The organism is Streptomyces sp. NPDC006743, from assembly GCF_040703815.1.
Taxonomy (GTDB): domain Bacteria; phylum Actinomycetota; class Actinomycetes; order Streptomycetales; family Streptomycetaceae; genus Streptomyces.
Window position 1 is genome coordinate 55,182 of the sequence record NZ_JBEYJA010000019.1, and the last position, 21,744, is coordinate 76,925.

Sequence of the window (21,744 nt, forward strand, 5' to 3'; positions counted from 1 at the left end):
GGTCTCCTGGGACGCAGGGCCGGCGAGGGCACCCTCACACGAGAAGGTCCCTCGCCGGCTCTCGCCCGCGAAGGCCCTTCACACCGTCGGGACGACAGGATTTGACTGCGACCCCTTGACCCCCAGTGAACGAAATACCGTCCAGGGGGTCCGTGAGGTCCAGGGAGACCGTAAAGATCCAGGTCAGGGCCCGAAACTCCGCGACAGTCCGAGCAGCTCGTGAGATCTGTGTGAGACGGACGTGAGACGACCAAGCCCCGCCCGGCACAACGCCCGGCGGGGCTTCTCGCGTATCTACAGCCGATCAGTTCACCCGTGCCTCCACGTCCTCCACGGGCGCGTGATGATCTCGCGGAAGGTGTGGTGGGCCGGGTTCTTGCCGCAGTGCTTCAGCACCCACGACTGCGGCTCTGCGAAGTCGTGGGCGGTCTCGGAAGACTCCCCGCACACCGCGCACTGCATCGCGTACGTCACCGGCTCAGCGTCCGGCTCCCGGTCCGGCTCCAGCGTCCACGTCTCGTGCCGGATCACTGCCCGCGTCATCGCTTGCCCTCCAGCTCCGCCCAGACCCGCTTGCCCCACGGCAGCGGATCGGTGCCCCAGGTCTCGGCCAGCTCGTCCACGAGCGCCAGACCGCGCCCGCCCTCGTCCTCGGGGCCGGGCGTCTTGCGGACGGGTCGCGTCTTGGAGAAGTCCACGACGCCGACGCGCACGCGCCCCGCCTCGGTGCGGTCGATGCCCACGCGGATGGTGTCCCGCCGGGCGTGCTGCACGGCGTTCGCCACCAGCTCCGTCATGATCAGGGCGCCTTCTTCGGCCACGTCGTCCAGCCCCCAGACGGCGCAGGCGACGCGGACCAGCTTCCGCGCGGTGGCAGCGCTCTCGGGTTCTCTCGGCAGCGTCTCGGAGTACCCGGGGTGGCCGATGGGCCGGGTTGTAGGTTGCGGCATGTCGGTCTGCTCTCTCAGATCGGCCAAGTCCCGGGGCCGTTCGCGCGGTCGCCGGGACACTCGCGTTCAGGTAACCGGCGTCCCCAATCGGAGGGAGGAGCCGCACGGGGGGCCAGGGGAGGGGCCAGCGCGGGTAGCTTGGTAGCAGGGAGGCACTGCATGAACGACCAAGCGAGACGTGCCCAGTTCGGCGCGCACCTGGCGAGCCTGCGCAGAGACGCGGGCCTCTCGCAGCGCTCCCTGGCGCTCCGGCTGTGCGCCGTCGCCGGGATCACCACCCTGACGCGGAACGAGGTCTCCCGGTGGGAGCGCGGCGGGCGCATCCCGGACGCGTGGCTGCCTCCGCTCGCGCAGGTGCTCGGGGTGCCGCTGCACGAGCTGGAGCAGGCCGCCGCGTACGCGCGGGGAGACACCCACGCGGCCCTTCCCGGGGTCGCGGCCACCCTGGCGGACCTACTGCCCGACGGGGACGCGGTGGAGCCCCTGGCGGCCCCCTGCGGCCGTCGCATCGGTGCCACCACCGTGGAAGGGCTGGCGGCCCGCGTGCACGGCCTCCGGCTCGCGGATGACGTGCTGTACGGCGGGGACCTGATCGCGCCCGCCTTCCGGGAGCTGCGCGCCGCCGTCCGCCTGTACCGCGAGTCCGAGCACTCCGAGGAGACGGGGCGCGGCCTGCTCGTGCAGATCGGGGAGCTGGGACAGATCGCCGGGTGGATCGCCTCGGACGCCGGGTGCGGTGAGGATGCGGAGCGCGCCTACCGGCTCGGGATCTCCGCCGCCCGGCAGGCTGGTGACGCCGTGCTCGTGGCGCAGCTCGCTGGCAGTCTCGGCTACCACCTGTCCAACGGCGGCCGGGAGCGGGAGGGCCTGGAGTTGGCGAACGCGGCCGTGGTGGAAGCCGGGCCGGACGCCCCGGCCGCAACCCGCGCCCTGTTCCTGGACCGCGTGGCGTGGGCGCATACGCGCGCTGGAGAGGCGCAACCGGCCCTCCGGGCACTCGGGGAGGCGCACGCCGCTCTGGATGCCACGGACGGCCCTCCGGCGCCCTCGTGGGCGTACTGGGTCCGTCGTGAAGAGCTGGAGGTCATGGACGCCCGGGTGTTCACCGAGCTGCGCCGCCCGCTGCGCGCGGTGCCGCTGCTCCAGGACGTGCTGGGACGCTACGACGCCACGCACGCCCGTGAGGTCGCGTTGTACCGCTCATGGTTGGCCGTGGCGCTGGCTGACGCGAACGAGCCCGAGCAGGCCGCCGAAGAGGCCCGCCGCGTCATCGACACATCCGGCGATCTTCCCTCGGAGCGCACGGCGGAGCGGGCCCGGACGGTCCTCCGCCGGCTGAAGGAGTACAAGGACGTGCCCGAGGCGCGCGAAGTGCTGGCCGACCATGGGCACTTGTTGCTCGCTTAGGGGTACGCCACTCGTTTTCGGTCGGTAAAGCTAGCAACGCGCCTTCAGTGAAGGCGTCGAGAAAAGAGGAACTTTGTCCGATCAGCAGACGCCGCTACGCCTGTCATACGAGCCGGATGACTATCTGTGCACATGGAATATCCCCGACGGAAAGGGTGGAAGTACCGAACTCCCAGGTCAATTGGAAGTACTGCCGAACCGTGCGCCAAAGGGTTCCGTATATGGCCAACTTCCACTGAATCGTGACGAGCCCCAGGAAGGAGTGTTCTCCTTCTCTTTCCCGCAGGTTGTAGAAGCTCCAGTTCTATCAGGAACCTTGGCTAATGGTGGAACAGTAATTCTTCTTGACGCCCACATTACTTACTGGACCATGAACCAGGGGCACGTGACCGGCAGCGCGGCCCTCTTGAGCAAAGGTGGAGAATTCTTCGGTCGGCGCACTTCGCAAACGATATCCGATAATAAAATCCCCCTTGTGTCGTCAATAGAATTTCAAATAACAGCACTCGACGCACTAACCGGAACTACCCCGATCGCGAGCGTGCAGACTCCAGGCATACATCCGGACAATCCCAAGGATTTGTGGAGTGCGAATCTCAACCTGGAAGCAAGAGCTGAGTGGGCGAAGGAAGGCGCGGAGCTTTCCGTTGGCTACAACGGCCGAATGCGAACCGCAGACGGATTCGAATTTCGCCTTTGTTTCAGCCCGGTGGCGACGGTCACCTTTCAACAAGGCGTATCACTTCGGGTTGCATTTGAAGATTTCGTAGAGCCGCTCCGACGGATCAGCTCAATCGCAACTGGTAAGCCCCAAGATCTGACGTACGTAGCAGTCAGGCTGACTGACATTGCGGGTCAGTACCAGGTGTACGGCACCGGTATCACGCAGGCCCCATTTGCTAGCTCAGCAAAAGACGTTAGGAATCACCGGAGCGCCATCAGAGCCAAAGCTGACGAACTATCCCTTTTGGACCTGGTTCTCGAATGGCGCAAATATTCAGCAGAGCACCACCCTTTGGTGGAAACATACGGCTCCATGCTGCACGCACACGACCAGCACCCACGGTCGCGCTTCTTGCTGCTAATCCAAGCATTGGAAGGTCTGCACGGATACGAAACACGCAACGAGTACAGCCAACGCAGGCAAAGGCATCTATCCAAGCGCGAGCAAGTCATTGACGGCCTGAGTAGCGTAGCCGACCGGGATGTGATGCAATTTTTGAAGAAGTTCCTTTCGAAGAACCCTCCCACGAGCCTCGATGCCGTATTGAAGTCCATGACTGGCGCGCTCCCCGTTGACATTATGGACCGCATCGCCGCAACCTCACTCGTCACAGAGGCCATGTCTAACCCCTCAGTAAGTACACCGGCAAATGCGCTGCGCATCGTTCGGAATAACCTTGCGCACGGCACGCGAGGCTACGATGCGTTCGAACTTGATGAAGTGGTGCGCATCCTTGAATTGGCAGTACGGGCTCATTCACTGAGAATCCTGGGGTGTCCAGATGACGTAGTGAAACGAGTCTTCGAAGAGTCTGATTGATCAATCGGCCCGCCTGGGTTCTCGTTACACCCAGGAAGCCGCAGCGCTCACGGGCTACGGCTTCCTGGTGTTCAGGCGGCGGGAAGGTCCGGCCGCCCCTCGGTGGCGATGCCCCGCAGAAGACCGGCCACCATGTCCGGCACGCGGGCGCGCTGCGCGGCCGTCAGCTCCAGGGCCTCCAGCGCCCGGTTCATCGCCTCGAACATGATCTTCGTCTGGACCTCGGCCAGGGTCACCAGACGCTCTTCCACGCCCATGCGCGCCGCAAGATCGCACATCTTCAGCAGCCGGTCCCGTTCTTCCCCCGTACAGCCGCACCCACCCGTTCACGGCCGCGCTGTACGTGGTGTCCACGCCGGGGAACTCCCCGCCCTGGCGCTCCACTTCGGAGGTCATGCCCCACACCAACGGCTCGGCCTCGGTCTCCTGCACCCGCTCCAGCAGCCACGCCACATGGCCGGACGCCTGCCGGATCAGCCGGGAGACGACGACCGCCGGGTCTTCCTGCGGACCGTCCACGTCCCCGTAGGTGCGCAGTAACTCCGCCGTGGCCTCCCGGCGCTGGGAAGCGCACGCTGCCCCTGCCGAAGCCGGTCCTGCGGGCTCTGAAGGCGTTCCACGCCACGCAGGCGGCGGAGAAGCTGGCCGCCGGGGAGGCGTACGAGGACAGCGGGTACGTCCTCGTGGACGAACTGGGGCGGCCGTGGAAGACGGACAAGCTCCGGCGCGAGGCGCACAAGCTGATGGCCACCACGGGAGTACGGAAGGTGCGGCTGTACAACGCTCGGCACGCCTGCCTGTCGTGGATGGCGAACAACGGGGTGCCGGACACGGTGGTCTCCGCGTGGGCCGGTCACTCGGACCTCGGGTTCACGAAGCGGACCTACGTGCACCCCGACCCGCAGTCGTTGAAGGCGGGTTCGGAGAAGCTGGCCGAACTGCTCGGCTGACCTTGATCAACAGCGTTTGTGAGAAATTGTGAGACGGCGCCCCTGGAAACGATCAAGAGGGATCCCGAAGGACCCCTCTGACCTTGTACTTCACCGTCGGGACGACAGGATTTGAACCTGCGACCCCTTGACCCCCAGTCAAGTGCGCTACCAAGCTGCGCCACGTCCCGGTGCGTCCGTACGGCCTGCCGTGTGAACGCGCGGGTCAACACTACCGCACGCGCGGACTGCTCTCAGCCGGTGGCGGTCCCCGCGCGGTGCGCGGCCTCGCCGGCGGGCTCGGTCTCGGCGTCGACGTCCTTGGCGTAGGCGAGGAAGTCGTCGACCATGCGGTGGAACAGGGTGGCGAGCCGGCGCAGTTCGTCGGCGGACCAGCCCGACAGGGCGGCCTCCATGCCGCGGGCGCCGACCTCGCGGACCCGGGCGATGGCGTCCCGGCCCTGCTCGGTGAGCCGGATGCGCTGGGCCCTGCGGTCGTCCGGGTCGGGGACGCGGGTGACGTACCCGGACTTCTCCAGTTGCTGCACGGTGCGGGTGACGTGGGAGGCTTCCACGCCGAGGCGGTGGGCCAGCTCGCCCGGCCGCAGCGGCTCCGAGTCGGCGATCTGGCGCAGCAGCGCGACCGCGGCACGGTCCAGCGGGACCCCGGCCAGTCCCATCAGCTTCTCGTGCTGCCGGGCCCGCGTGCTCAGGTACGTGATCCGGGTGAGAGCGCGCTCGATCTCGGCCACTTCGGGCGAGACGGGTCCGGGGGGCGAGGATGCTGTGGACATACCCCCAGTTTACCATATCGTTGCGTTACTCAACTAATTCGCGAGTGCACGCGCCGTGAGCGCCCACCGCCGCCCCGGCCCCGGTCCGCCGCCCGCCCGCCACGGCGCCCACCCCGGCCACTGGGCCCCGCGCTCGGCCGGCCCCCGCCGGGTGGAGCTTCCCGGGCGCAATCACGGTGGCGGCCGGCGCCACGCCCGCAGGACGGTCCCCGGGGACGTCCCCGCCGTCCCCGGGACGCGGGGACGGCATCGCCGGCGGCCTGCGCGGACACGCTGGGCGGCAGGTGATCACGGCACGTGGTCACGGAACGACAGCCCGGAGGTTTCCATGATCCGACGGACCCTCACCGGCGGCCTGCTGGCCACGGTCGCGATGCTCGCGCTCGTGCCCACCGCCGCCGATGCCGCCCCGGCCGCCCCCGCCCCGCGCGCCGCGGTCTCGGCGACCGCCCCGAACCCGCTCCCCGGCCGGGCGCTCCCGACCGCGCACCACGTCAACCACTCTGCCACGCACAGGCGTTCGCACCACCCCCTCGGCCGGGTGGTCACCCGCCACGCGTCCCTGAACGTCCGCTCCGGCCCGGGCACCGGCTACCGCGTGATCGGCGTACGGCACGCGGGACGGCTGGTGGCGCTCAGGTGCCGGACGTACGGGTCCCGGGTGCACGGCACCCACCAGTGGTACCGGCTCACCCACGGACGCGGCTACGTCTCCGCCCACTACGTACGCGTGGTGCGCGGCACCGTGCCGTGGTGCTGACGCGGCTCGCCGCACGCACCCGGTGACACGACCGCCCGGCGCGGGGACCCCGTGGTCCCCGCGCCGGGCCCGCGCCGCGCCGGGGGCCCGCCGGACGCGGCCGCACGCCCTGGAGCACCCGGACGCGGCCGCATCTGCGCACGCCCCCGGTCGCCTCGGGTTCACCGTCCTCACACCTTCCGGATGTGTGGCGGCACGCCAGGCCAGGGAAACCATCCGGACATCCGGGGTGAAACACCCGAAGCGGGAACGGAGTCGGGAGCAGCGAGATGCGGCAGCCCCAAGAAGCGGCAGCGTCCCCCGTGCCGCTGGTGGCGACCCTGCGCGAACTGAGGGACCGTACGGGCCTGAGCCTGGCGGCGCTCGCCACGCGCACCCCCTACAGCAAGTCGGCCTGGCACCGCTACCTCAGCGGGGCCAAGCACCCGCCCCGCTCGGCCGTCGAGGCCCTGGCCCGTCTCGCGGGCGCCGACCCCGCCCCGGTGCTGGCCCTGTGGGAAGCCGCGGACGGCACCGGACCCGCCGTGCCCGCCCAGCGCGGGGCCGCCCCGCGCGGGTCTGCCGCCCCGGACGCGCCCGGCGGGTCCGGCCGGCCGCCCGTCCGGCGGCGCCGGCTGCCGCTGCTGCCGGCGCTCACCCTGCTGACCGCGGCCGCCGCGGTCGCCACCGCCCTGGCCGCCTCCTCGCGCGGCGCCTCGCCGGGCTCACGGGCGGCGTTCACCCCCGCGCGCTGCCACGGCCGCTCCTGCCAGGGCGAGCTGCCCGGCGCCTCCGCCTGCGCGCGGGACGCGCAGACCAGGAGCGCCGTGTCCGACGCGACGTACACGGTACGGCTGCGCTGGTCACCGTCCTGCCACACCGCCTGGTCGCAGGTCGGGGTGCGGGACGCGGTGGCCCGGGAGATCTCCGTACGGACCGGTGAGGACGTGCTGTCGGCCGCCTACCCCGCCGGGGACACCGCGAGTGACACCAGTCCGATGCTGGCCGTCTCCTCGCCGCGCGGGGTGGAGGCGTGCGCCGAGGTGAACGGTGAGGTGGCGTGCACCGGCCTGGACGCCGACGCGGGCGGTGAGCCGTGATCCGCGCGCGAGTGCCGGGCGCCGCGCCGGTGCGCGTCCCGTCGCGGCCCGTCCCCGCGGGCGCGGCCACCGCGGGCGGGCCGCCGCACGGAACACGGCCGCGCCGGCCGGCCCGGCGGCCGGCGCGCGGGTGCGGGGGTGCGGGGGCGCGGGGCCTACTTGATGACCGCGTTGGCCACCACGACGATCAGGCCGAACAGGGCGTCCACCACGCCCGTGACCAGCACGATCGGCCAGCGGCGTCCCGCCCACCGCGCCGAGAGCAGCCCCAGCACGAACAGCAGCGCGATGTTGAAGACGAACGCCGGGTACTCCACTCCGTCCGCGGACCACCAGCCCCAGCCCGCGCCGGCGAGGATCAGCACCGTGGGCAGCATGGCCACGACCAGCGGCCACTCCGCGGCGAGCGCCAGCAGCGCCTCACCGCGCCGGCGCGGGCCGCGCTCGGCGATGTAGTGGGAGTAGCCGTGCGCCAGGGCCGAGGCGAACGCGGTCACCAGCAGCCAGGCCGCGTCGTAACGGCGGGCGCCCGGCGAGTTGTGCCCGTACTCGGTCAGCGCCGCGACCATGGCGCTGGCCACCACGGCGCCGTAGACCCCGCCGAAGAGCAGGAGGGACCGGGTGTCGTCGTGCGCGGGCCGTGCGGGGACGGCCGCCGCGGGGTCCGCCATGGGCTGCTCGCTTCCCGGACGTACGAGGACGGATTGTCCCCACGATCACCCCAAGCACCGGCCTCCGCCACTCCACGGACGCCTGCACCGCATCGCGCTCCGGCCACCACTCCCCGCACCCACCTCCCCACCTCCCCGCCCGATGACATCCCCACCGCCTTGTCCCCACCGCACGCTCTCCCCACCGCACGACGAAGTGTCCGGGCGTCCGGGCCGATCCCCCACACTCTGTCCAGACCACCGGGGCGCGGGGCCCCGTTAGGGTCCGTGCATGGACCGCAGCTTCGTTCTCCACGTCCCCGGCGTCCTCGATGCCGAGCTGGTTCCCGAGCCGCTCGCCCCCGGGCAGATCGTCTCCGGCTCGCCCGAGGTGACCGGGAAGGTCGTCTGGGAGTCGGCGGACGGCCGTCAGGTGCGCGGGATCTGGCAGATCACGCCCGGGGTCGTCACCGACACCGAGGCGGACGAACTGTTCGTCGTGGTCAGCGGGTCGGCGACCATCGAGGTGGAGGGCGGGCCGACCCTGCGCGTCGGCCCCGGTGACATGGCGGTGCTGCGCGAGGGCGACCGGACGACGTGGACGGTGCACGAGACGCTGCGCAAGGTGTACGCCGTCAACCTCTGAGCGGGGCGCCCCGGGGCCGGCCGGACACCGCGGGCGCGCGTCACCGGATGGCGGATCCGGCCCAGGTCCCGGCGCGGGTCGTGGTGCGGGTCGCCTGCCTGCGGCGCGGGTCACCGGGCGGCGGGCTGCGCCGGCAGGTCGAACACGTGCCGTGGCGTGACGATCCCGGTGACGGCCCGGCCGAACAGCGTGCTGGGCTCGGCGCCCTGGTGGCCGGTGTCCGTGTTGAGCAGGACGACGAGCGTCGTGCGGGCGGCGGGCAGGTAGACCGTGAGGGACTCGTAGCCGGGCAGGGAGCCGTTGTGGCCGATCCAGCCATGGACGGCGAAGATGCCCAGCCCGTACGCCGCGCCGGGGACGGACGTCGGCGGTGTGGTGAGCCGCTGCTTCTGCGTGGCCGGGCTGACCAGGGCACGACCGTCGGGGAGCACCCCGGTCGCCACGGTCCGCGCCCAGACGCGCAGGTCGTCGAGGTCGGAGATCATCGCGCCGGCCGCCCAGCCCCAGGAGGGGTTCCAGCCGGCGGTGTCGGCGGTGCGGCCGTTCGCGGTCTGGTCCGTGTAGCCCTGCGCGTGCGGCTCGGGGAACTCGGCACCGGCCGGGAAGAGGGTGTGGCGCAGGCCGGCCGGTCCGAGGACGTTCGCGCGGATGCAGTCGGCCAGCGACCGGCCGCTGACCTTCTCGATCACCAGCCCGAGCAGGATGAGGTTGGTGTTGCTGTAGTCGAACTTCCGGCCCGGCGGGAAGAGCACGGGGTGCCGGAAGGCGTACGCGAGCAGCTGCCGCGGGGTGAAGGGGCGCCGCGGGTCGGAGGTGAACGCCTTGCGGAAGCCGTCGTCCTCGGAGTAGTTGAACAGGCCGCTGCGCATGCCGGCCAGCTCGCGCAGCGTGATCCGGCCGCCGTCCGGCACCCCGTCGACGTACTTGCCCACGGGGTCGTCCAGGCCCACCCGGTGCCGGTCGACCAGCCGCAGCAGCGCGGTCACGGTGAACGTCTTGGTCTCGCTGCCGATGCGCATGTACAGGTCGGCGGACATCTTCCGGCCGGTGCTCCGGTCGGCGACGCCGAAGGACTTCACGTACTGGCCCTGGCCGGGTGTCCACAGGCCGACGATCACGCCGGGAACGTTCGCCTCGCGCTGGACGCGCCGCACGGCCCGGTCCAGCTGCCGGACCACGGCGGGTGTGAGGGTGCGGACCTCGGAGGCGGAGCCGGACGGGGAGGGAGAAGCGGACGCATAAGGGGAAGGGGGAGGGGACGCGGGCCGGGACGGGAGCTGTCCGGGCGGTGGCGCGCCGGTCCGGGCGGGAGGCGGGAACGGGGCGGCGGCACCGGCGGGCGAGGTCCGTGCGGCCGGGGCGGCGGCCGCGGGGCCCGCGGTGAACGAGGCGGTGGCGAGGAGTGGGATGACCAGGATCCCGGCGGCGGTCGCGGTGGCGGCCCTCCCGCGCAGCCGTCGTGGGCACGCGTGCGTCATGGGCTGACTCCGAGCGCTGCGGATCGCACCCGCGGCCGTCGTCGACGGGCGCGGGACCAGGAGGCGTCCTTACCGCGGCGGACGCCGACGGGACCGGCCATGACGTCAGGGGCGTCCGCAGGTGCACCGGCCGCGCGGCCCGACGTCCTCAGTACAGAAGGCACTCTCGGCCCAGGGGGCACCCCCGCAGGAGCGGACACCCGCGGGAGGAGTCACCCTCGGCGGAGGAGACCTCCCCAGCATAGGAGCGGCCCCGCCCGGCCGCCTGCCGGCGCCGCCCCTCTCACGCGCCGCGCCAGACGTTCGCGAAGGCGGCCTCCTCGATGGCGCGGCGCCGGCGCACCGCCTCCAGCTCCATCACGGCGTCGTGCACGGTGGCGAGCACGGTGAGGACCGCGTCGTCGGTGACCGCCGGCTCGTCGGGGGCGATCTCGTCGCGGATCCCGGCGGCCGCGGCCAGCGCCAGCAGCACCGGCTCGTCCGCGGCCCAGCGGAACGCCGCCCGCCGCCGCGCCTCGGTGTCACCCAGGACGGTGCGCGAGCCGCGGAAGGGCAGCCGGCGGGTCCGCTCCCACGTCACCTGCCCCTCCTCCTCCAGCGCCGCCAGGTAGGCCGCGGCCAGGCCGCGACCGCGCCGCCACAGCCAGTCCGGCAACGATTCGTAGGGGGCCTCGCGCAGGAGTGCGGCGGCGGCCTCGTCCAGGAGGCGGTCGCCGAGCCGGGTTCGCGGCCGGGGCAGGATCCGGCCACCGCCGTCCAGCCCGATCGCCTCCGCCCGGAGCAGGTCGTACGCCTCCGCCCCCGCCAGGGCGAGCGCGAGGTCCCCGCGCTCCACGGGCCGGGCGGACGCCACGTCCAGGGCGACGATCATCAGGTCACGCGGTGTGCTCATGAGGCTCCCCGTCGAAGGGCGTGTCCGGCCCCGCGCCGCCGGGCGACCGGCGCGGGACGTGGCGCCTGGTGATGCCGTACCCGGCCGACTGTAGCGCGGCGCGAGCGGCTGGGAACGGGGAGCGGGGCCGGGCGAGGGAGCGGTCGCGCACCGGCGGGCGGCACGGGACCGGCGGAAGTGACCGGGCCGGACCAACGGATCCCGCCGGAACCGGGGACCGCACCGGACCGGCCACGGATCTCACCGGACCACGGGGCCGACCGGAGCGCGGGACCGAGCCGGAGCGCGGGACCGAGCCGGTGGGCCGCCGGGCCCTGCTGCCGGGGTCCGGACCCACGTCGTCGCCCTGTTCCTGGACGACGCAGACGAGGTCCAATTTCCTGCACCTCACTGTGCGACGGGGGGAGGCCGGCCCCGGCGGGGTGGTGCGGGTCCTCGCCGGTTCACGGACGGCTGGTGCGCTGGGACGGGATCCACTCCCCTGCGGTGCCCGCTGTCCATAGTTTGTCAGGACATCACTTCAGAAGTAGGTCCGTATGTTAGAACAAAGCATTGACAGCGCACTGCCGCGGGCCCTACACCTTGGGGACGGCGGGCTCCCGGATCCGCCCTCCCCCGCCGGGGTCGATCCCTACCCGTTGTGTCCCGTCCTACCCCCGGGGGGCGGCCGACGGCCTGCCTGCGCCGGCCCGCCCCTGCACCCCCGCCCCTCCGCCCTCTCCTCGGCCGACCACCGCCGACCGCCTGAACGGAGCCCGGCCTTGCGCCTCCTGAACGGAGCCCTCCCTTGAGCGTCCGCATTCCCGACCTCACCTCGGTCAGAGCCCGGCACCCCGGCGCCGTCGCCGAGGCGGCCGAACGCCGGGTGCGCCGCCCGCTGGTCGGAGGCAGCGGACGGCTGCTGATCGTGGCCGCCGACCATCCCGCGCGCGGCGCGCTGGGGGTCGGGGAGCACGGCCTCGCCATGGCCGACCGCGCCGGGCTGCTGAAGCGCCTGTGCGTGGCCCTGTCCCGGCCCGGTGTCGACGGAGTGCTCGCCTCCGCCGACATACTGGAGGACCTGCTGCTCCTCGGCGCACTCGACGGCAAGGTGGTCATGGGCTCCATGAACCGAGGGGGGCCGGCGGGCGCGTCCTTCGAGATGGACGACCGCTTCACCGGCCACCGCGCCCGCGACATCGCCCGGCTCCGCTTCGACGCCGGCAAACTGCTGCTGCGCATCGACTACGACGACCCCGGCTCGCCGGCCACCATCGAGTCCGCGGCACGGGCGGTGGACGAGATGGCCGCGGCGCGCCTGCCGGTGTTCGTCGAGCCGTTCATCTCGCGCCGGGCGGACGCCCGGATCGTCAACGACCTGTCCGCCGGGGCCGTCACCCGTTCCATCGCCATCGCCTCCGGCCTGGGCGGCACCTCCGCGTACACCTGGCTGAAGGTGCCGGTCACCGCGGACCCGGACGCCATGGCCGAGGTCCTGGCGACCTCGGCCCTGCCCGCCGTGCTGCTGGGCGGGGAGGTCGGCGACGACCAGGAGGGGGCCTACGCGCGCCGGCGGAAGGCCCTGCGGCTGCCCACCGTCCAGGGCCTGGTCGTGGGCCGTTCACTGCTCCACCCCGCGAAGGGCGGTGTCGAGGACGCGGTCGACACCGCCGTCAGCCTGCTGCGACGAGGAGGGACCGCACCCGATGACCCGCACACCCCCGCGCCCCGGACCCACCGGGCCCGACCGACCCACCGGACCGGACGAACCCACCGGCCGCGCAGACCTCACCCCCGGACCCGACGGCTCCACCGCCCCGGCGGCCCCGACCCGGCCCGACCCGCCCACCGGCCCCGCCGAACCGACCCGGCCCGACCGGCCCGACCGACCCGACCGGCCCGCCGGTCCCGCCGGCCCGACCGGACCTGACGGCCGCACCGGCCCGGCGAGTCCGTACCACCTCCGGGCCGGCCGGGCGGCCCACGGCCCCTACGCGGTGCACGTCACCCCCGAGTCCGCCGGCTGGGGCCACTGCTCCCTCCGGGTCCTGGAACTGGCGCCGGGCGGCTCGCACACCTTCGACACCGGCGACAGCGAGTGGATCGTGCTGCCGCTGAGCGGGGGCTGCGCGGTCGCCTGCGCCGACGGCTCGGGCCACGACACGTTCGCGCTGACCGGCCGGGCGAGCGTGTTCAGCGGCGTGAGCGACTTCGCCTACGTGCCCCGGGACGCCCGGACGACGGTCTCGTCCGCCGGCGGCGGGCGCTTCGCGCTCACCGGCGCCCGCTGCACCCGGCGCCTGCCCGCCCGCTACGGCGCGGCCTGCGATGTGCCGGTGGAACTGCGCGGCAGCGGCCCGTGCTCGCGCCAGGTCAACAACTTCGCCGCGGCGGGGGTGTGGGACTGTGACGCCCTGATCGCCGTCGAGGTGCTCACCCCGGGCGGCAACTGGTCGTCGTTCCCGCCGCACAAGCACGACGAGCACCGGCCCGGCGAGGAGTCGGTCCTGGAGGAGATCTACTACTTCGAGTTCGCCGGCCACGACGGCACCCCCGGTCTGGGCTACCAGCGGGTCTCCCCGTCGGGGCCCGGCCGGGACACGGACGTGCTGGCCGAGGTGCGCGACGGCGACGTCGTGCTGATCCCGGACGGCTGGCACGGTCCGTCGATGGCCGTGCCCGGCCACCACATGTACTACCTCAACGTCATGGCGGGCCCCGGTACCGAACGCGCCTGGCTGATCCGGGACCACCCCGACCACGCCTGGATCCGCGGCACCTGGCCCGCACAGCCCGTCGACCCGCGTCTTCCCCTCTACTCGGCACCGGAGCAGACCCCATGACCCCCAGCCACCACTCCCGTCCCGGCCCCGAGCCGGGCCCCGGCCCCCGCACCCGCCGTCTGACGGTCGCCCAGGCGCTGATCCGCTTCCTCGCCGCCCAGTACACCGAGCGCGACGGGGTGCGGCAGCGGCTGATCGCCGGCACCTGGGGCATCTTCGGCCACGGGAACGTGGCCGGGATCGGCCAGGCACTCGTCGAGCACGCGGACGTGATGCCGTTCCACCAGGGCCGCAACGAACAGGCGATGGTGCACGCGGCCGTCGCCTTCGCCCGGCAGCGCGGCCGGCTCTCCGTCCAGGCGGTCACGACGTCCATCGGCCCCGGTGCCACCAACCTCGTCACGGGGGCGGCCCTGGCCACCGTCAACCGCCTGCCCGTCCTGCTGCTGCCCGGCGACTACTTCGCCACGCACCCGGCCGACCCGCTGCTGCAGCAACTGGAGCACCCGACGGCGGCGGACGTGTCCGTCAACGACACCCTGCGCCCGGTCTCCCGCTTCTTCGACCGCGTCACCCGCCCCGAGGCGCTGGTGCCGTCCGCGCTGAACGCCGTACGCGTCCTGACCGACCCGGCCGAGACGGGCGCCGTCACGCTCGCGCTGCCGCAGGACGTCCAGGCGGAGGCCCACGACTGGCCGGAGGAGTTCTTCGCCGAACGCGTGTGGCGGATCCGGCGGCCCGCCCCCGACCCGGCCGAACTCGCCGACGCGGTCGCGGCGATCAGGTCCGCCGCCCGCCCGCTGATCGTCGCGGGCGGCGGCGTCCACCACAGCGCGGCCGAGGACGCGCTGCGGGCGCTCGCCGACGCCACCGGCATCCCGGTCGCCTCCACGCAGGCCGGCAAGGGCTCGCTGCGGTACGACCACCCGGCCGACCTCGGCGGCATCGGGCACACCGGCACCGCGGTCAGCGACGACCTGGCCCGCACCGCCGACCTCGTCATCGGGGTCGGCACCCGCTACACGGACTTCACCACCGCCTCCGGCACGCTCTTCCAGCACCCGCACGTGCGTTTCGTCAACCTGAACATCACCGCGTTCGACGCGCACAAGATGGCGGCGGCCACCCTGGTCTGCGACGCGCGGGCCGGTCTCGCCTCGCTCGTCGACGCGCTGGCCGGACACCGTGTCGACCCCGCCTACGAGGGCGAGTACCGCGCCGGGAAGGAGCGGTGGCAGCGGGTGACGGAGGCCGCCTTCGCCGCCTTTGACGACAGCGCGGTGCCCACGCAGGCCCAGGTCCTCGGTGCCCTGGACGCGGTGGTGGGCGACGAGGACGTGGTGATCAACGCGGCCGGTTCGCTCCCCGGCGACCTGCACCGGCTGTGGCGGGCCCGCTCACCGCGCCAGTACCACCTGGAGTACGGCTACTCCTGCATGGGCTACGAGATCCCGGCCGCCGTCGGCGTGCAGCAGGCGGCACCGGACACGCCGGTGTGGGCCCTGGTCGGCGACGGCACCTACCTGATGATGCCCACCGAGATCGTCACCGCCGTCCAGGAGGACCTGCCCGTCAAACTGCTGCTGGTCCAGAACCACGGGTACGCCTCCATCGGCGGCCTGTCGGAGACGGTGGGGGCCGAACGCTTCGGCACCGCCTACCGCCACCGCGCCCCCGACGGCTCCTTCACCGGCGCCCCGCTCCCGGTCGACCTCGCCGCCAACGCCGCCAGCCTCGGCATGGACGTCCTGCGCGCCGGGACCGTGGGCGAGCTGCGCACGGCGCTGCGCACGGCCCGCGCCGCCCACCGCCCGACCTGCGTGTACGTCGAGACGGACACCGGCGCCACGGCGGCGGCCGCCGCCCCGCCCGCCGAGGCCTGGTGGGACGTCCCGGTGGCCGAGGTGGCCGCCCGCGAGGCCGCCGTCGACGCCCGCAAGCGCTACGAGCAGGAGGTCACCGCCCGCCGCCGCCCCCTGTAGGACGCCGGCTCCTGCCCCGCCCGCCACGTCACCCGGCCGCGGCCGTGACCCCGGGCCCCGCCGCCGGTTGACCAGGTGACCGGTCGGATCGGCGAGGCACGGGAGGACGGCGGATGGACAGCGGTACGCAGGCGGGTACGGAGCACGGGACCGTCAGCCGGCGGCGTTTCCTGGAGACGTCGGCCGTCTCCTTCGCCGCGGTGTCCCCGGTCGCGGCGCCCGCCGCCCGGGCGCGCGCCGCGGACGGGGACACGCGGCTGCTGACGTACCGGGAGGCGACCGGCGGGTCGGTCACCGCGCGCGCGGACGGACAGGTGCTGATCGCCGAGGTGCAGGGCGTGCTGTGGCGGGTGCCGCGGGCGGGCGGTGCGGCCGAGCGGCTGACCGGCTGGGAGGTCGAGGCGACCCGCCCGGCCCTCTCACCGGACGGCCGGAGCCTGGCCCTGTGCGGCTACGCGGGCGGCGCCTTCCACCTGTGGACGATGCGGCCCGACGGCGGCGGGCTGCGCCGGCTCACCGACGGCCCGTGGGACGACCGCGCGGTGGCCTGGTCGCCGGACGGCAGGCGGCTGGCGTTCTCCTCCGAGCGCGGCGGCGACCCGGTGGCCGGCGGCTCGTTCGGCCTGTGGACGCTCGACGTGGGCAGCTCCCGGCCGGTCCGGGTGACGAGCGGCCCCTTCGAGGACTACGACCCGGCCTGGTCGCCGGACGGGCGGACGCTGGTGTGCGTACGCGCCGCCCACACGCCCGACGGCGGCAACGACGGCGGTATGTCCCTGGTCCGGGTGTCCCTCGCGGACGGCACGGCGCGGACGGTGCGGACCGTCACCACGGGCCGTCTGCTGTGCCCCGCGGTGTCCCCCGGGGGCCGGATCGCCTGGCTGCGGCTGTCCGGTCCCGGTGGCCCGCCGTCCCTCCCGCCGTCCCGCGCGGAGCTGCTGGTGGACGGGCAGGTGGTCGCCGCGGACGAGGACCTGGCCGCGGCGCCGCCGTGCTGGCTGGGCGAGGACCGGCTCCTCTACGTGGCCGACGGGCGCATCCGGATCCGCACCCTGAGCACCGCCTCCGTCACGGACGTCCCCTTCACCGCCCGGATGCCGGTGCCCGCGCCGCGCCGCCGCAGCGAGCGGCGCCGGACGGCGGAAGGCACCGGTTCCGCCCCGGTGCGCGGGCTGCACCGGCCGGTGCTCTCCCCCGACGGCCGCCAGGTGGCGTACGCGGCGCTCAACTCGCTGTGGCTGCGGCCCGCCGACGGCCCCGGCGCACCCCGCGAGCTGGTCCGGGCCGCCGACGCGCACTACGTGCAGATGCCCGCCTGGTCCCCCGACGGGCGCTCCGTGCTGTACTGCACCGACCGCGACGGTCTGCCCGCGGTGCGCAGGGTCCGCGTGGACGGCTCGGCGGACGAGGCGGTCACCGGCACCGGCCGCCTGTCGCCCGCCCCGTCGCCGGACGGCACGCACCTGGCCTGTCTCGACGTCACCGGCGGCCTGCTGGTGCGGGACCTGGCCACCGGCCGGGAGCGGACCGTGGCCCGTCCGCTCGCCACCGACGGCCCGCCCGGCACCCCCACCTGGTCACCGGACGGGCGGTACGTGGCGCTGTGCGACCGCAACCGGCTCAACCACCGCTTCCGCGAGGGCTACAACGTCATCCGTGTCGTCGACGTACGCACCGGCACCGAGCGCCGCCACCTGCCCGCCGCGCACCAGTCGCTGTCGGACCGGGTCGCCGCCGGGCCGGTCTGGTCGCCCGACGGCCACTGGATGGCGTTCGTCGCCGAGTCCGTCCTGTGGCTGCTGCCGGTCACGCCCGACGGCACCCCCGCGGGCCGCGCCCGCCGGCTCACCGACGAGCCGGCCGACCATCCGAGCTGGGCGGCCGGCTCCCGCACCCTGCTGTACCTGTCGTGCGGGCGCCTGCGGCTGCTGCGTCTCGACGACGCCCGCACCCCGGTGCGGGCGCGCACCCTGCCCGCCGCGCCGCCCGCCCGCCGCCGCGCGCCCGGCGGCCGGGAACCGCTGCGCGTGCACGCCGGGCAGCTGTGGGACGGCACCGGCGGCGGACCGCGCCAGGACGTGGACATCCTGGTCCGCGGTGAGCGGATCACCACCGTCGAACCGCACCGCGCCCGCCGGCCGGGCCACCGCACGCTCGACGCCTCCGCCCACACGGTCCTCCCCGGCCTCTTCGACAGCCACACCCACCCCTACCAGGCCACCTACGGCAACCGGCAGAACCTGACCGCGCTCGCCTACGGCATCACCACCACCGCCTGCATGGGCGGTCCGCTGTACGAGACGGTCCGGCTGCGCGAGGCGACGGGCTCCGGGGCCTGCCTGGGTCCGCGGTCCCTGGCCTGCGCCGAACTGATCGACGGCTCCCGCACCGCCTACAGCATGGGCCGCGCCCACCGCACCGAGAGCGGCGTGCGGCGCACACTGGAGCGGGCCACCGCCCTGGACGTCGACTTCGTCAAGACCTACGTACGGGCCCCCGGCCGGTACATGGCGCTGGCCGCCGAGGCCGCGCACCGCCTGGGCGTGCCGTGCGGCAGCCACCTGTGCGCTCCGGGCCGGGCCTCGGGCCAGGACCTGACCACCCATCTCCAGGCCACCCAGCGGCTGCCGTACGGCCATGCCACCACCCCGCTCGGCCACATCCACCAGGACCTGGTCGAGCAGTACGCCGACGGCGACTTCGCCATGATCATGACGCCGTTCAGCGCGCAGTTCCTGCTCGGCGCGGATCCGGCGCTCGCCGACGACCCACGGGTGGACGTCCTCATGCCGCCCTGGGACGTGGCCGCCGTCCACGAGCGGGCCCGCACCCGGCCCACCGGCCCTGAACTGGCGGCGCTGAAGCTGGAGTTCGAGGACTACCGCCGGCTGGCCGCACAGGGCGCCCGGCTCGCCCTGGGCACCGACTCGCCCCTGGTGCCGGTCGGGCTCTCCCTCCACCTGGCCCTGCGCGGACTGCACGCCCACGGTTTCACCGCGGCGCAGGCCCTGCACACCGCGACCACCGTCCCGGCCCGGCTGTTCGGTCTCGCCCGGGACCTCGGCACGGTCGAGGCGGGCAAGCTGGCCGAGCTGACGGTGGTGGGCGGCGACCCGTTCACCGACTTCGCCACGCTCGTCGACACGGTCGCCGTGGTGCGGGGCGGGGTGCCTCACCGCAGTGCCGACCTGGTCGCCCGGCGCCGCGGGACCGCTCAGGCGCGGGCGTAGCCCGTCGGAGGCGCGGCCCACGAAGAAGGCGAGGGCCTTCCCGGACCGGTCCGGGAAGGCCCTCGCTCAGTGCTCCGTGGAGCTTGTACGACGGGAGGGGGCGGGGTCTCAGACCCAGTCGTCGCCCGCGGTGATCTGCCAGTACGTGCCGGTGTTGATGCGCACGGCGACCTTTCCGTCCGTGGTGTGGACCCACAGGTCGGCCTTGCCGTCGTTGTCGGCGTCGGCGAAGAGCAGCTCTCCCTTGGGGCGGCCGAGGAAGTTGCTCCAGCCGGCGCTCCAGTCCTTGCCGCCGTCCCAGTACGTCCCGGTGTTCGTGCGCACGGCGATCTTCCCGTCCGTGCCGTGCACGATCAGATCGGCCTTGCCGTCACCGTTGACGTCCGCGAAGTACAGGCGCCCCTTGCCCTCCTGACCAAGGAAGTTGCTCCACCCGGCGCTCCAGTCCTTGCCGCCGTCCCAGTACGTCCCGGTGTTCGTGCGCACGGCGATCTTCCCGTCCGTGCCGTGCACGATCAGATCGGCCTTGCCGTCACCGTTGACATCGGCGAAGTACAGGCGTCCCTTGCCCTCCTGACCAAGGAAGTTGCTCCACCCGGCGCTCCAGTCCTTGCCGCCGTCCCAGTACGTCCCGGTGTTCGTGCGCACGGCGATCTTCCCGTCCGCGCCGTGCACGATCAGATCGGCCTTGCCGTCACCGTTGACATCGGCGAAGTACAGGCGCCCCTTGCCCTCCTGGCCGAGGAAGTTGCTCCACCCGGCGCTCCAGCGGACGCCGTCGTTGAACCGGTAGTAGGGGTCGCCCGGCTTCACCGCGATCTTGCCGCTCTTGGCGGTGCGCACGGTGATGACGCCGTCGGCACCCAGGATGACGAGGTCGCTCAGTCCGTCACCGTTGACGTCGGCCGCGTACAGGACCTCCCGCAGGCGGTCCCTGGCCTCCTTGGCCCATGCCTGGACCGCGCTGTCGTCGACCCGCGCGGACACCGCGCCGGTGCGGGTCTCCGCCGGGTCCTGGCCGAAGCATCCGCCCTGCCAGGAGCGGCTGTTGACGGCGACGAGCTCGACCGTGCCGTCCTCCTTCTCCCGGAGCAGCGGCCCGCCGGCGTCACCGGCGCAGATCGCGTCCCCGTTGCGGCCGGTGATCGTCAGTTGGTCGCTGTCCGCGGCGTCGACGCCGAAGACGCCGGTGTGCTGCTTGAGCGGTGACCACTCGGTCCTGGTGCGGCCGAAGCCGACGGCCTTGAGGGTCTCGCCCGCGGCGGCCGGTGTGGTGGCGAAGGCGACCGGGGTGATCCCCGTGGTCGGCTGCGCCAGCCGGGCCATGACCAGGTCGCGTCCCTGGTACGGCACGAGTTCGGTGATCTCGGTGACGAGACCGCCGGTGGCCGTGAGGTCGGGGCGGCCGACGGTGACCTTGGTGGCCTTGGCCGGCTTCCCGGCGGCGGGAACGGCGCCGGAGGCCGGGTCGTCCACGAAGCAGGACGCCGCGGTGACGACCCACCGCGGGTCGACCAGGGCGCCCGAGCAGGCACGTTCGCCGTCGCCTATGTCGATCCGGGCGGTGAACGCGTAGGCGCTGTCGGCGGCGTCGCCGGTGACGGCCTGGGCGTTCGGGACGGTGAGCGCACCGCACGCGACGGTGACCGCGAGCAGAGTGCTCGTCAGGGCCGCGCGAGAGCGGGATCTTGACATGGTGGAGCCTCCCCGGAGGTCGTACGAAGTGCTGACGGATGGACGGACCAGGACGTGCTGACGGCGGTCCGCGGACGCGTGCGTGCGGGACGCGGCCGGGCGGGGGCCGCCGCCTGGAGCATCCGCCGGAGGCGGATCGTGCCGGGCCGGCTGATCAGCCGGTGACGCGGATCTCGACGAGGACCGAGCGCAGGCCCGTGTCGCCGGACTCGCCGACCGGGGTGAGGTCGTTGGCGGGTGCGTTGACGACCGTGTTCTTGCCTTCCGCGGTCAGCGTGGCCTTCACCGGGTGGTTCTGGGTCCAGATGCTGAACGTGTCGGGCAACTCCAGCGTGAGGTAGCCGGACTTGGCGTTGGTCTTGAAGCAGAAGAGGCCCTTGCGGGACTCGATCGCGATGTTCGACGCGCCGCTGCACTCGTTCAGGGACGTCACGTCGGTGAGCCAGACGTGTCCGTCGCCGCGCTTGAGCGTGACCCCGCGGTCCTGCTGCACCTGGGCGGCGCCCGGGTAGTTGAAGTCCTCCACCAGGCTCGGCACGTCGCCCGCGGCGGTGCTCGTGGCGGCGGACGTGGTGGTCTGCGGAAGGGCCAGCGCGGTGGCGCCGAGGCCCATCACCAGGGCGGCCGTCAGACCACCCAGCAGCACCTTGCGGGCGGGGGTTATCGCCATGGGTTCCTCTCAGAGTGCGGCGTGCGGAGCATACGTGAAGGCGGAGTAATCGCCTCGTCGAGCTGAAGTAAAGCACATGTAAGATCCGTAAATAAGTGGGCTCCGGCGTCACCACCTGCGGTTATGGGCCTTCCTGACGTGCTGCCACCACCTGTCGGCAGCCGTGGGGGCCCGGCTGCTCCGTTTCCTGCGAGAGCCCGGGGACGAGGGACACGGACTCCTGTGTCCGGTCCCGCCCAGGGGTGTTCCGCCGGGAGTCCGGTCACCGATCCATGAA

General features: G+C 73.1%; 17 protein-coding genes, 1 tRNA gene and 2 pseudogenes. 10 read left to right on the forward strand and 10 right to left on the reverse strand.

What is annotated here, in order from left to right:
• Positions 1-309 precede the first annotated feature (309 nt).
• Both ABZ719_RS17875 and ABZ719_RS17880 read right to left on the reverse strand, forming a co-directional pair.
• The gene (locus ABZ719_RS17875) at positions 310-543 is read right to left on the reverse strand and encodes a hypothetical protein (protein ID WP_366726126.1); all 234 of its coding nucleotides are present in this window, start codon (positions 541-543) and stop codon (positions 310-312) included.
• Complete coding sequence (locus ABZ719_RS17880) at positions 540-950, reverse strand: ATP-binding protein (RefSeq protein WP_366726127.1); 411 nt, start codon at positions 948-950, stop codon at positions 540-542. The genes ABZ719_RS17875 and ABZ719_RS17880 overlap by 4 nt, the downstream gene beginning before the upstream one ends.
• 159 nt (positions 951-1,109) lie before the next feature.
• Between ABZ719_RS17880 and ABZ719_RS17885 the strand changes: the two genes are divergently transcribed.
• On the forward strand, positions 1,110-2,357 hold the full coding sequence (locus tag ABZ719_RS17885; protein WP_366726128.1) for a helix-turn-helix transcriptional regulator: 1,248 nt from the start codon (positions 1,110-1,112) through the stop codon (positions 2,355-2,357).
• A 73-nt stretch (positions 2,358-2,430) separates the two neighbouring features.
• Positions 2,431-3,900, forward strand: coding sequence for a HEPN domain-containing protein (locus tag ABZ719_RS17890; RefSeq protein ID WP_366726129.1), 1,470 nt, complete (start codon positions 2,431-2,433; stop codon positions 3,898-3,900).
• A gap of 71 nt (positions 3,901-3,971) precedes the next feature.
• Here ABZ719_RS17890 and ABZ719_RS17895 read toward each other — a convergent pair whose 3' ends face one another.
• On the reverse strand, positions 3,972-4,157 hold the full coding sequence (locus ABZ719_RS17895; protein WP_366726196.1) for a hypothetical protein: 186 nt from the start codon (positions 4,155-4,157) through the stop codon (positions 3,972-3,974).
• Positions 4,158-4,475: 318 nt separating this feature from the next.
• Here ABZ719_RS17895 and ABZ719_RS17900 point away from each other — a divergent pair, with 318 nt between their 5' ends.
• Positions 4,476-4,850 carry a tyrosine-type recombinase/integrase gene (locus tag ABZ719_RS17900; protein ID WP_366726190.1) on the forward strand — a complete coding sequence of 125 codons (375 nt, stop codon included), beginning with the start codon at positions 4,476-4,478 and terminating at the stop codon, positions 4,848-4,850.
• 96 nt (positions 4,851-4,946) lie between these two features.
• Here the strand turns inward: ABZ719_RS17900 and ABZ719_RS17905 are convergent.
• Both ABZ719_RS17905 and ABZ719_RS17910 read right to left on the reverse strand, forming a co-directional pair.
• Positions 4,947-5,020, reverse strand: a tRNA-Pro gene (locus ABZ719_RS17905).
• Between the two features lie 63 nt (positions 5,021-5,083).
• The gene (locus tag ABZ719_RS17910) at positions 5,084-5,623 is read right to left on the reverse strand and encodes a MarR family transcriptional regulator (RefSeq protein WP_366726130.1); all 540 of its coding nucleotides are present in this window, start codon (positions 5,621-5,623) and stop codon (positions 5,084-5,086) included.
• A gap of 328 nt (positions 5,624-5,951) precedes the next feature.
• On the opposite strand from ABZ719_RS17910, the gene ABZ719_RS17915 reads away from it, so the two are divergent.
• Both ABZ719_RS17915 and ABZ719_RS17920 read left to right on the forward strand, forming a co-directional pair.
• Positions 5,952-6,383: an SH3 domain-containing protein gene (locus ABZ719_RS17915; protein WP_366726131.1), complete on the forward strand. Its 432-nt coding sequence runs from the start codon at positions 5,952-5,954 to the stop codon at positions 6,381-6,383.
• Positions 6,384-6,652: 269 nt separating this feature from the next.
• Positions 6,653-7,462, forward strand: coding sequence for a DUF2690 domain-containing protein (locus ABZ719_RS17920; RefSeq protein WP_366726132.1), 810 nt, complete (start codon positions 6,653-6,655; stop codon positions 7,460-7,462).
• A 155-nt stretch (positions 7,463-7,617) separates the two neighbouring features.
• On the opposite strand, the gene ABZ719_RS17925 is transcribed toward ABZ719_RS17920, so the two are convergent.
• Positions 7,618-8,133, reverse strand: a complete 516-nt coding sequence (locus ABZ719_RS17925) for a hypothetical protein (protein WP_366726133.1) — start codon at positions 8,131-8,133, stop codon at positions 7,618-7,620.
• Positions 8,134-8,404: 271 nt separating this feature from the next.
• Here ABZ719_RS17925 and ABZ719_RS17930 point away from each other — a divergent pair, with 271 nt between their 5' ends.
• Complete coding sequence (locus ABZ719_RS17930; protein ID WP_366726134.1) at positions 8,405-8,758, forward strand: cupin domain-containing protein; 354 nt, start codon at positions 8,405-8,407, stop codon at positions 8,756-8,758.
• A 110-nt stretch (positions 8,759-8,868) separates the two neighbouring features.
• Here ABZ719_RS17930 and ABZ719_RS17935 read toward each other — a convergent pair whose 3' ends face one another.
• Positions 8,869-10,236, reverse strand: coding sequence for a serine hydrolase domain-containing protein (locus ABZ719_RS17935; protein ID WP_366726135.1), 1,368 nt, complete (start codon positions 10,234-10,236; stop codon positions 8,869-8,871).
• Between the two features lie 283 nt (positions 10,237-10,519).
• On the reverse strand, positions 10,520-11,128 hold the full coding sequence (locus ABZ719_RS17940) for a GPP34 family phosphoprotein (RefSeq protein ID WP_366726136.1): 609 nt from the start codon (positions 11,126-11,128) through the stop codon (positions 10,520-10,522).
• Positions 11,129-11,915: 787 nt separating this feature from the next.
• Here ABZ719_RS17940 and ABZ719_RS17945 point away from each other — a divergent pair.
• From ABZ719_RS17945 to ABZ719_RS17960, 4 genes and pseudogenes are all read left to right on the forward strand, one after another.
• Positions 11,916-12,791 (forward strand): annotated as a pseudogene (locus ABZ719_RS17945) (deoxyribose-phosphate aldolase); the annotation flags it as partial.
• Positions 12,792-13,062: 271 nt separating this feature from the next.
• Positions 13,063-13,950: pseudogene (gene iolB / locus ABZ719_RS17950) on the forward strand (5-deoxy-glucuronate isomerase); the annotation flags it as partial.
• Positions 13,947-15,872, forward strand: a complete 1,926-nt coding sequence (gene iolD / locus ABZ719_RS17955) for a 3D-(3,5/4)-trihydroxycyclohexane-1,2-dione acylhydrolase (decyclizing) (RefSeq protein ID WP_366726137.1) — start codon at positions 13,947-13,949, stop codon at positions 15,870-15,872. The pseudogene iolB and the gene iolD, both read left to right, overlap by 4 nt.
• 113 nt (positions 15,873-15,985) lie before the next feature.
• Positions 15,986-19,102, forward strand: coding sequence for an amidohydrolase family protein (locus ABZ719_RS17960; RefSeq protein WP_366726138.1), 3,117 nt, complete (start codon positions 15,986-15,988; stop codon positions 19,100-19,102).
• 108 nt (positions 19,103-19,210) lie between these two features.
• Here the strand turns inward: ABZ719_RS17960 and ABZ719_RS17965 are convergent, their stop codons facing one another.
• The gene (locus ABZ719_RS17965; protein WP_366726139.1) at positions 19,211-20,797 is read right to left on the reverse strand and encodes an FG-GAP-like repeat-containing protein; all 1,587 of its coding nucleotides are present in this window, start codon (positions 20,795-20,797) and stop codon (positions 19,211-19,213) included.
• Between the two features lie 154 nt (positions 20,798-20,951).
• On the reverse strand, positions 20,952-21,467 hold the full coding sequence (locus ABZ719_RS17970; protein WP_366726141.1) for a hypothetical protein: 516 nt from the start codon (positions 21,465-21,467) through the stop codon (positions 20,952-20,954).
• Positions 21,468-21,744: the final 277 nt, after the last annotated feature.

What these genes read in the sequence shown, in the direction of transcription:
- ABZ719_RS17875 (WP_366726126.1), bottom strand. Translation starts at nt 543, where the DNA reads ATGACGCGGGCAGTGATCCGGCACGAGACGTGGACGCTGGAGCCGGAC.
- ABZ719_RS17880 (WP_366726127.1), bottom strand. Translation starts at nt 950, where the DNA reads ATGCCGCAACCTACAACCCGGCCCATCGGCCACCCCGGGTACTCCGAG.
- ABZ719_RS17885 (WP_366726128.1), top strand. Translation starts at nt 1,110, where the DNA reads ATGAACGACCAAGCGAGACGTGCCCAGTTCGGCGCGCACCTGGCGAGC.
- ABZ719_RS17895 (WP_366726196.1), bottom strand. Translation starts at nt 4,157, where the DNA reads ATGGGCGTGGAAGAGCGTCTGGTGACCCTGGCCGAGGTCCAGACGAAG.
- ABZ719_RS17910 (WP_366726130.1), bottom strand. Translation starts at nt 5,623, where the DNA reads ATGTCCACAGCATCCTCGCCCCCCGGACCCGTCTCGCCCGAAGTGGCC.
- ABZ719_RS17915 (WP_366726131.1), top strand. Translation starts at nt 5,952, where the DNA reads ATGATCCGACGGACCCTCACCGGCGGCCTGCTGGCCACGGTCGCGATG.
- ABZ719_RS17920 (WP_366726132.1), top strand. Translation starts at nt 6,653, where the DNA reads ATGCGGCAGCCCCAAGAAGCGGCAGCGTCCCCCGTGCCGCTGGTGGCG.
- ABZ719_RS17925 (WP_366726133.1), bottom strand. Translation starts at nt 8,133, where the DNA reads ATGGCGGACCCCGCGGCGGCCGTCCCCGCACGGCCCGCGCACGACGAC.
- ABZ719_RS17930 (WP_366726134.1), top strand. Translation starts at nt 8,405, where the DNA reads ATGGACCGCAGCTTCGTTCTCCACGTCCCCGGCGTCCTCGATGCCGAG.
- ABZ719_RS17935 (WP_366726135.1), bottom strand. Translation starts at nt 10,236, where the DNA reads ATGACGCACGCGTGCCCACGACGGCTGCGCGGGAGGGCCGCCACCGCG.
- ABZ719_RS17940 (WP_366726136.1), bottom strand. Translation starts at nt 11,128, where the DNA reads ATGAGCACACCGCGTGACCTGATGATCGTCGCCCTGGACGTGGCGTCC.
- iolD (WP_366726137.1), top strand. Translation starts at nt 13,947, where the DNA reads ATGACCCCCAGCCACCACTCCCGTCCCGGCCCCGAGCCGGGCCCCGGC.
- ABZ719_RS17960 (WP_366726138.1), top strand. Translation starts at nt 15,986, where the DNA reads ATGGACAGCGGTACGCAGGCGGGTACGGAGCACGGGACCGTCAGCCGG.
- ABZ719_RS17965 (WP_366726139.1), bottom strand. Translation starts at nt 20,797, where the DNA reads ATGTCAAGATCCCGCTCTCGCGCGGCCCTGACGAGCACTCTGCTCGCG.
- ABZ719_RS17970 (WP_366726141.1), bottom strand. Translation starts at nt 21,467, where the DNA reads ATGGCGATAACCCCCGCCCGCAAGGTGCTGCTGGGTGGTCTGACGGCC.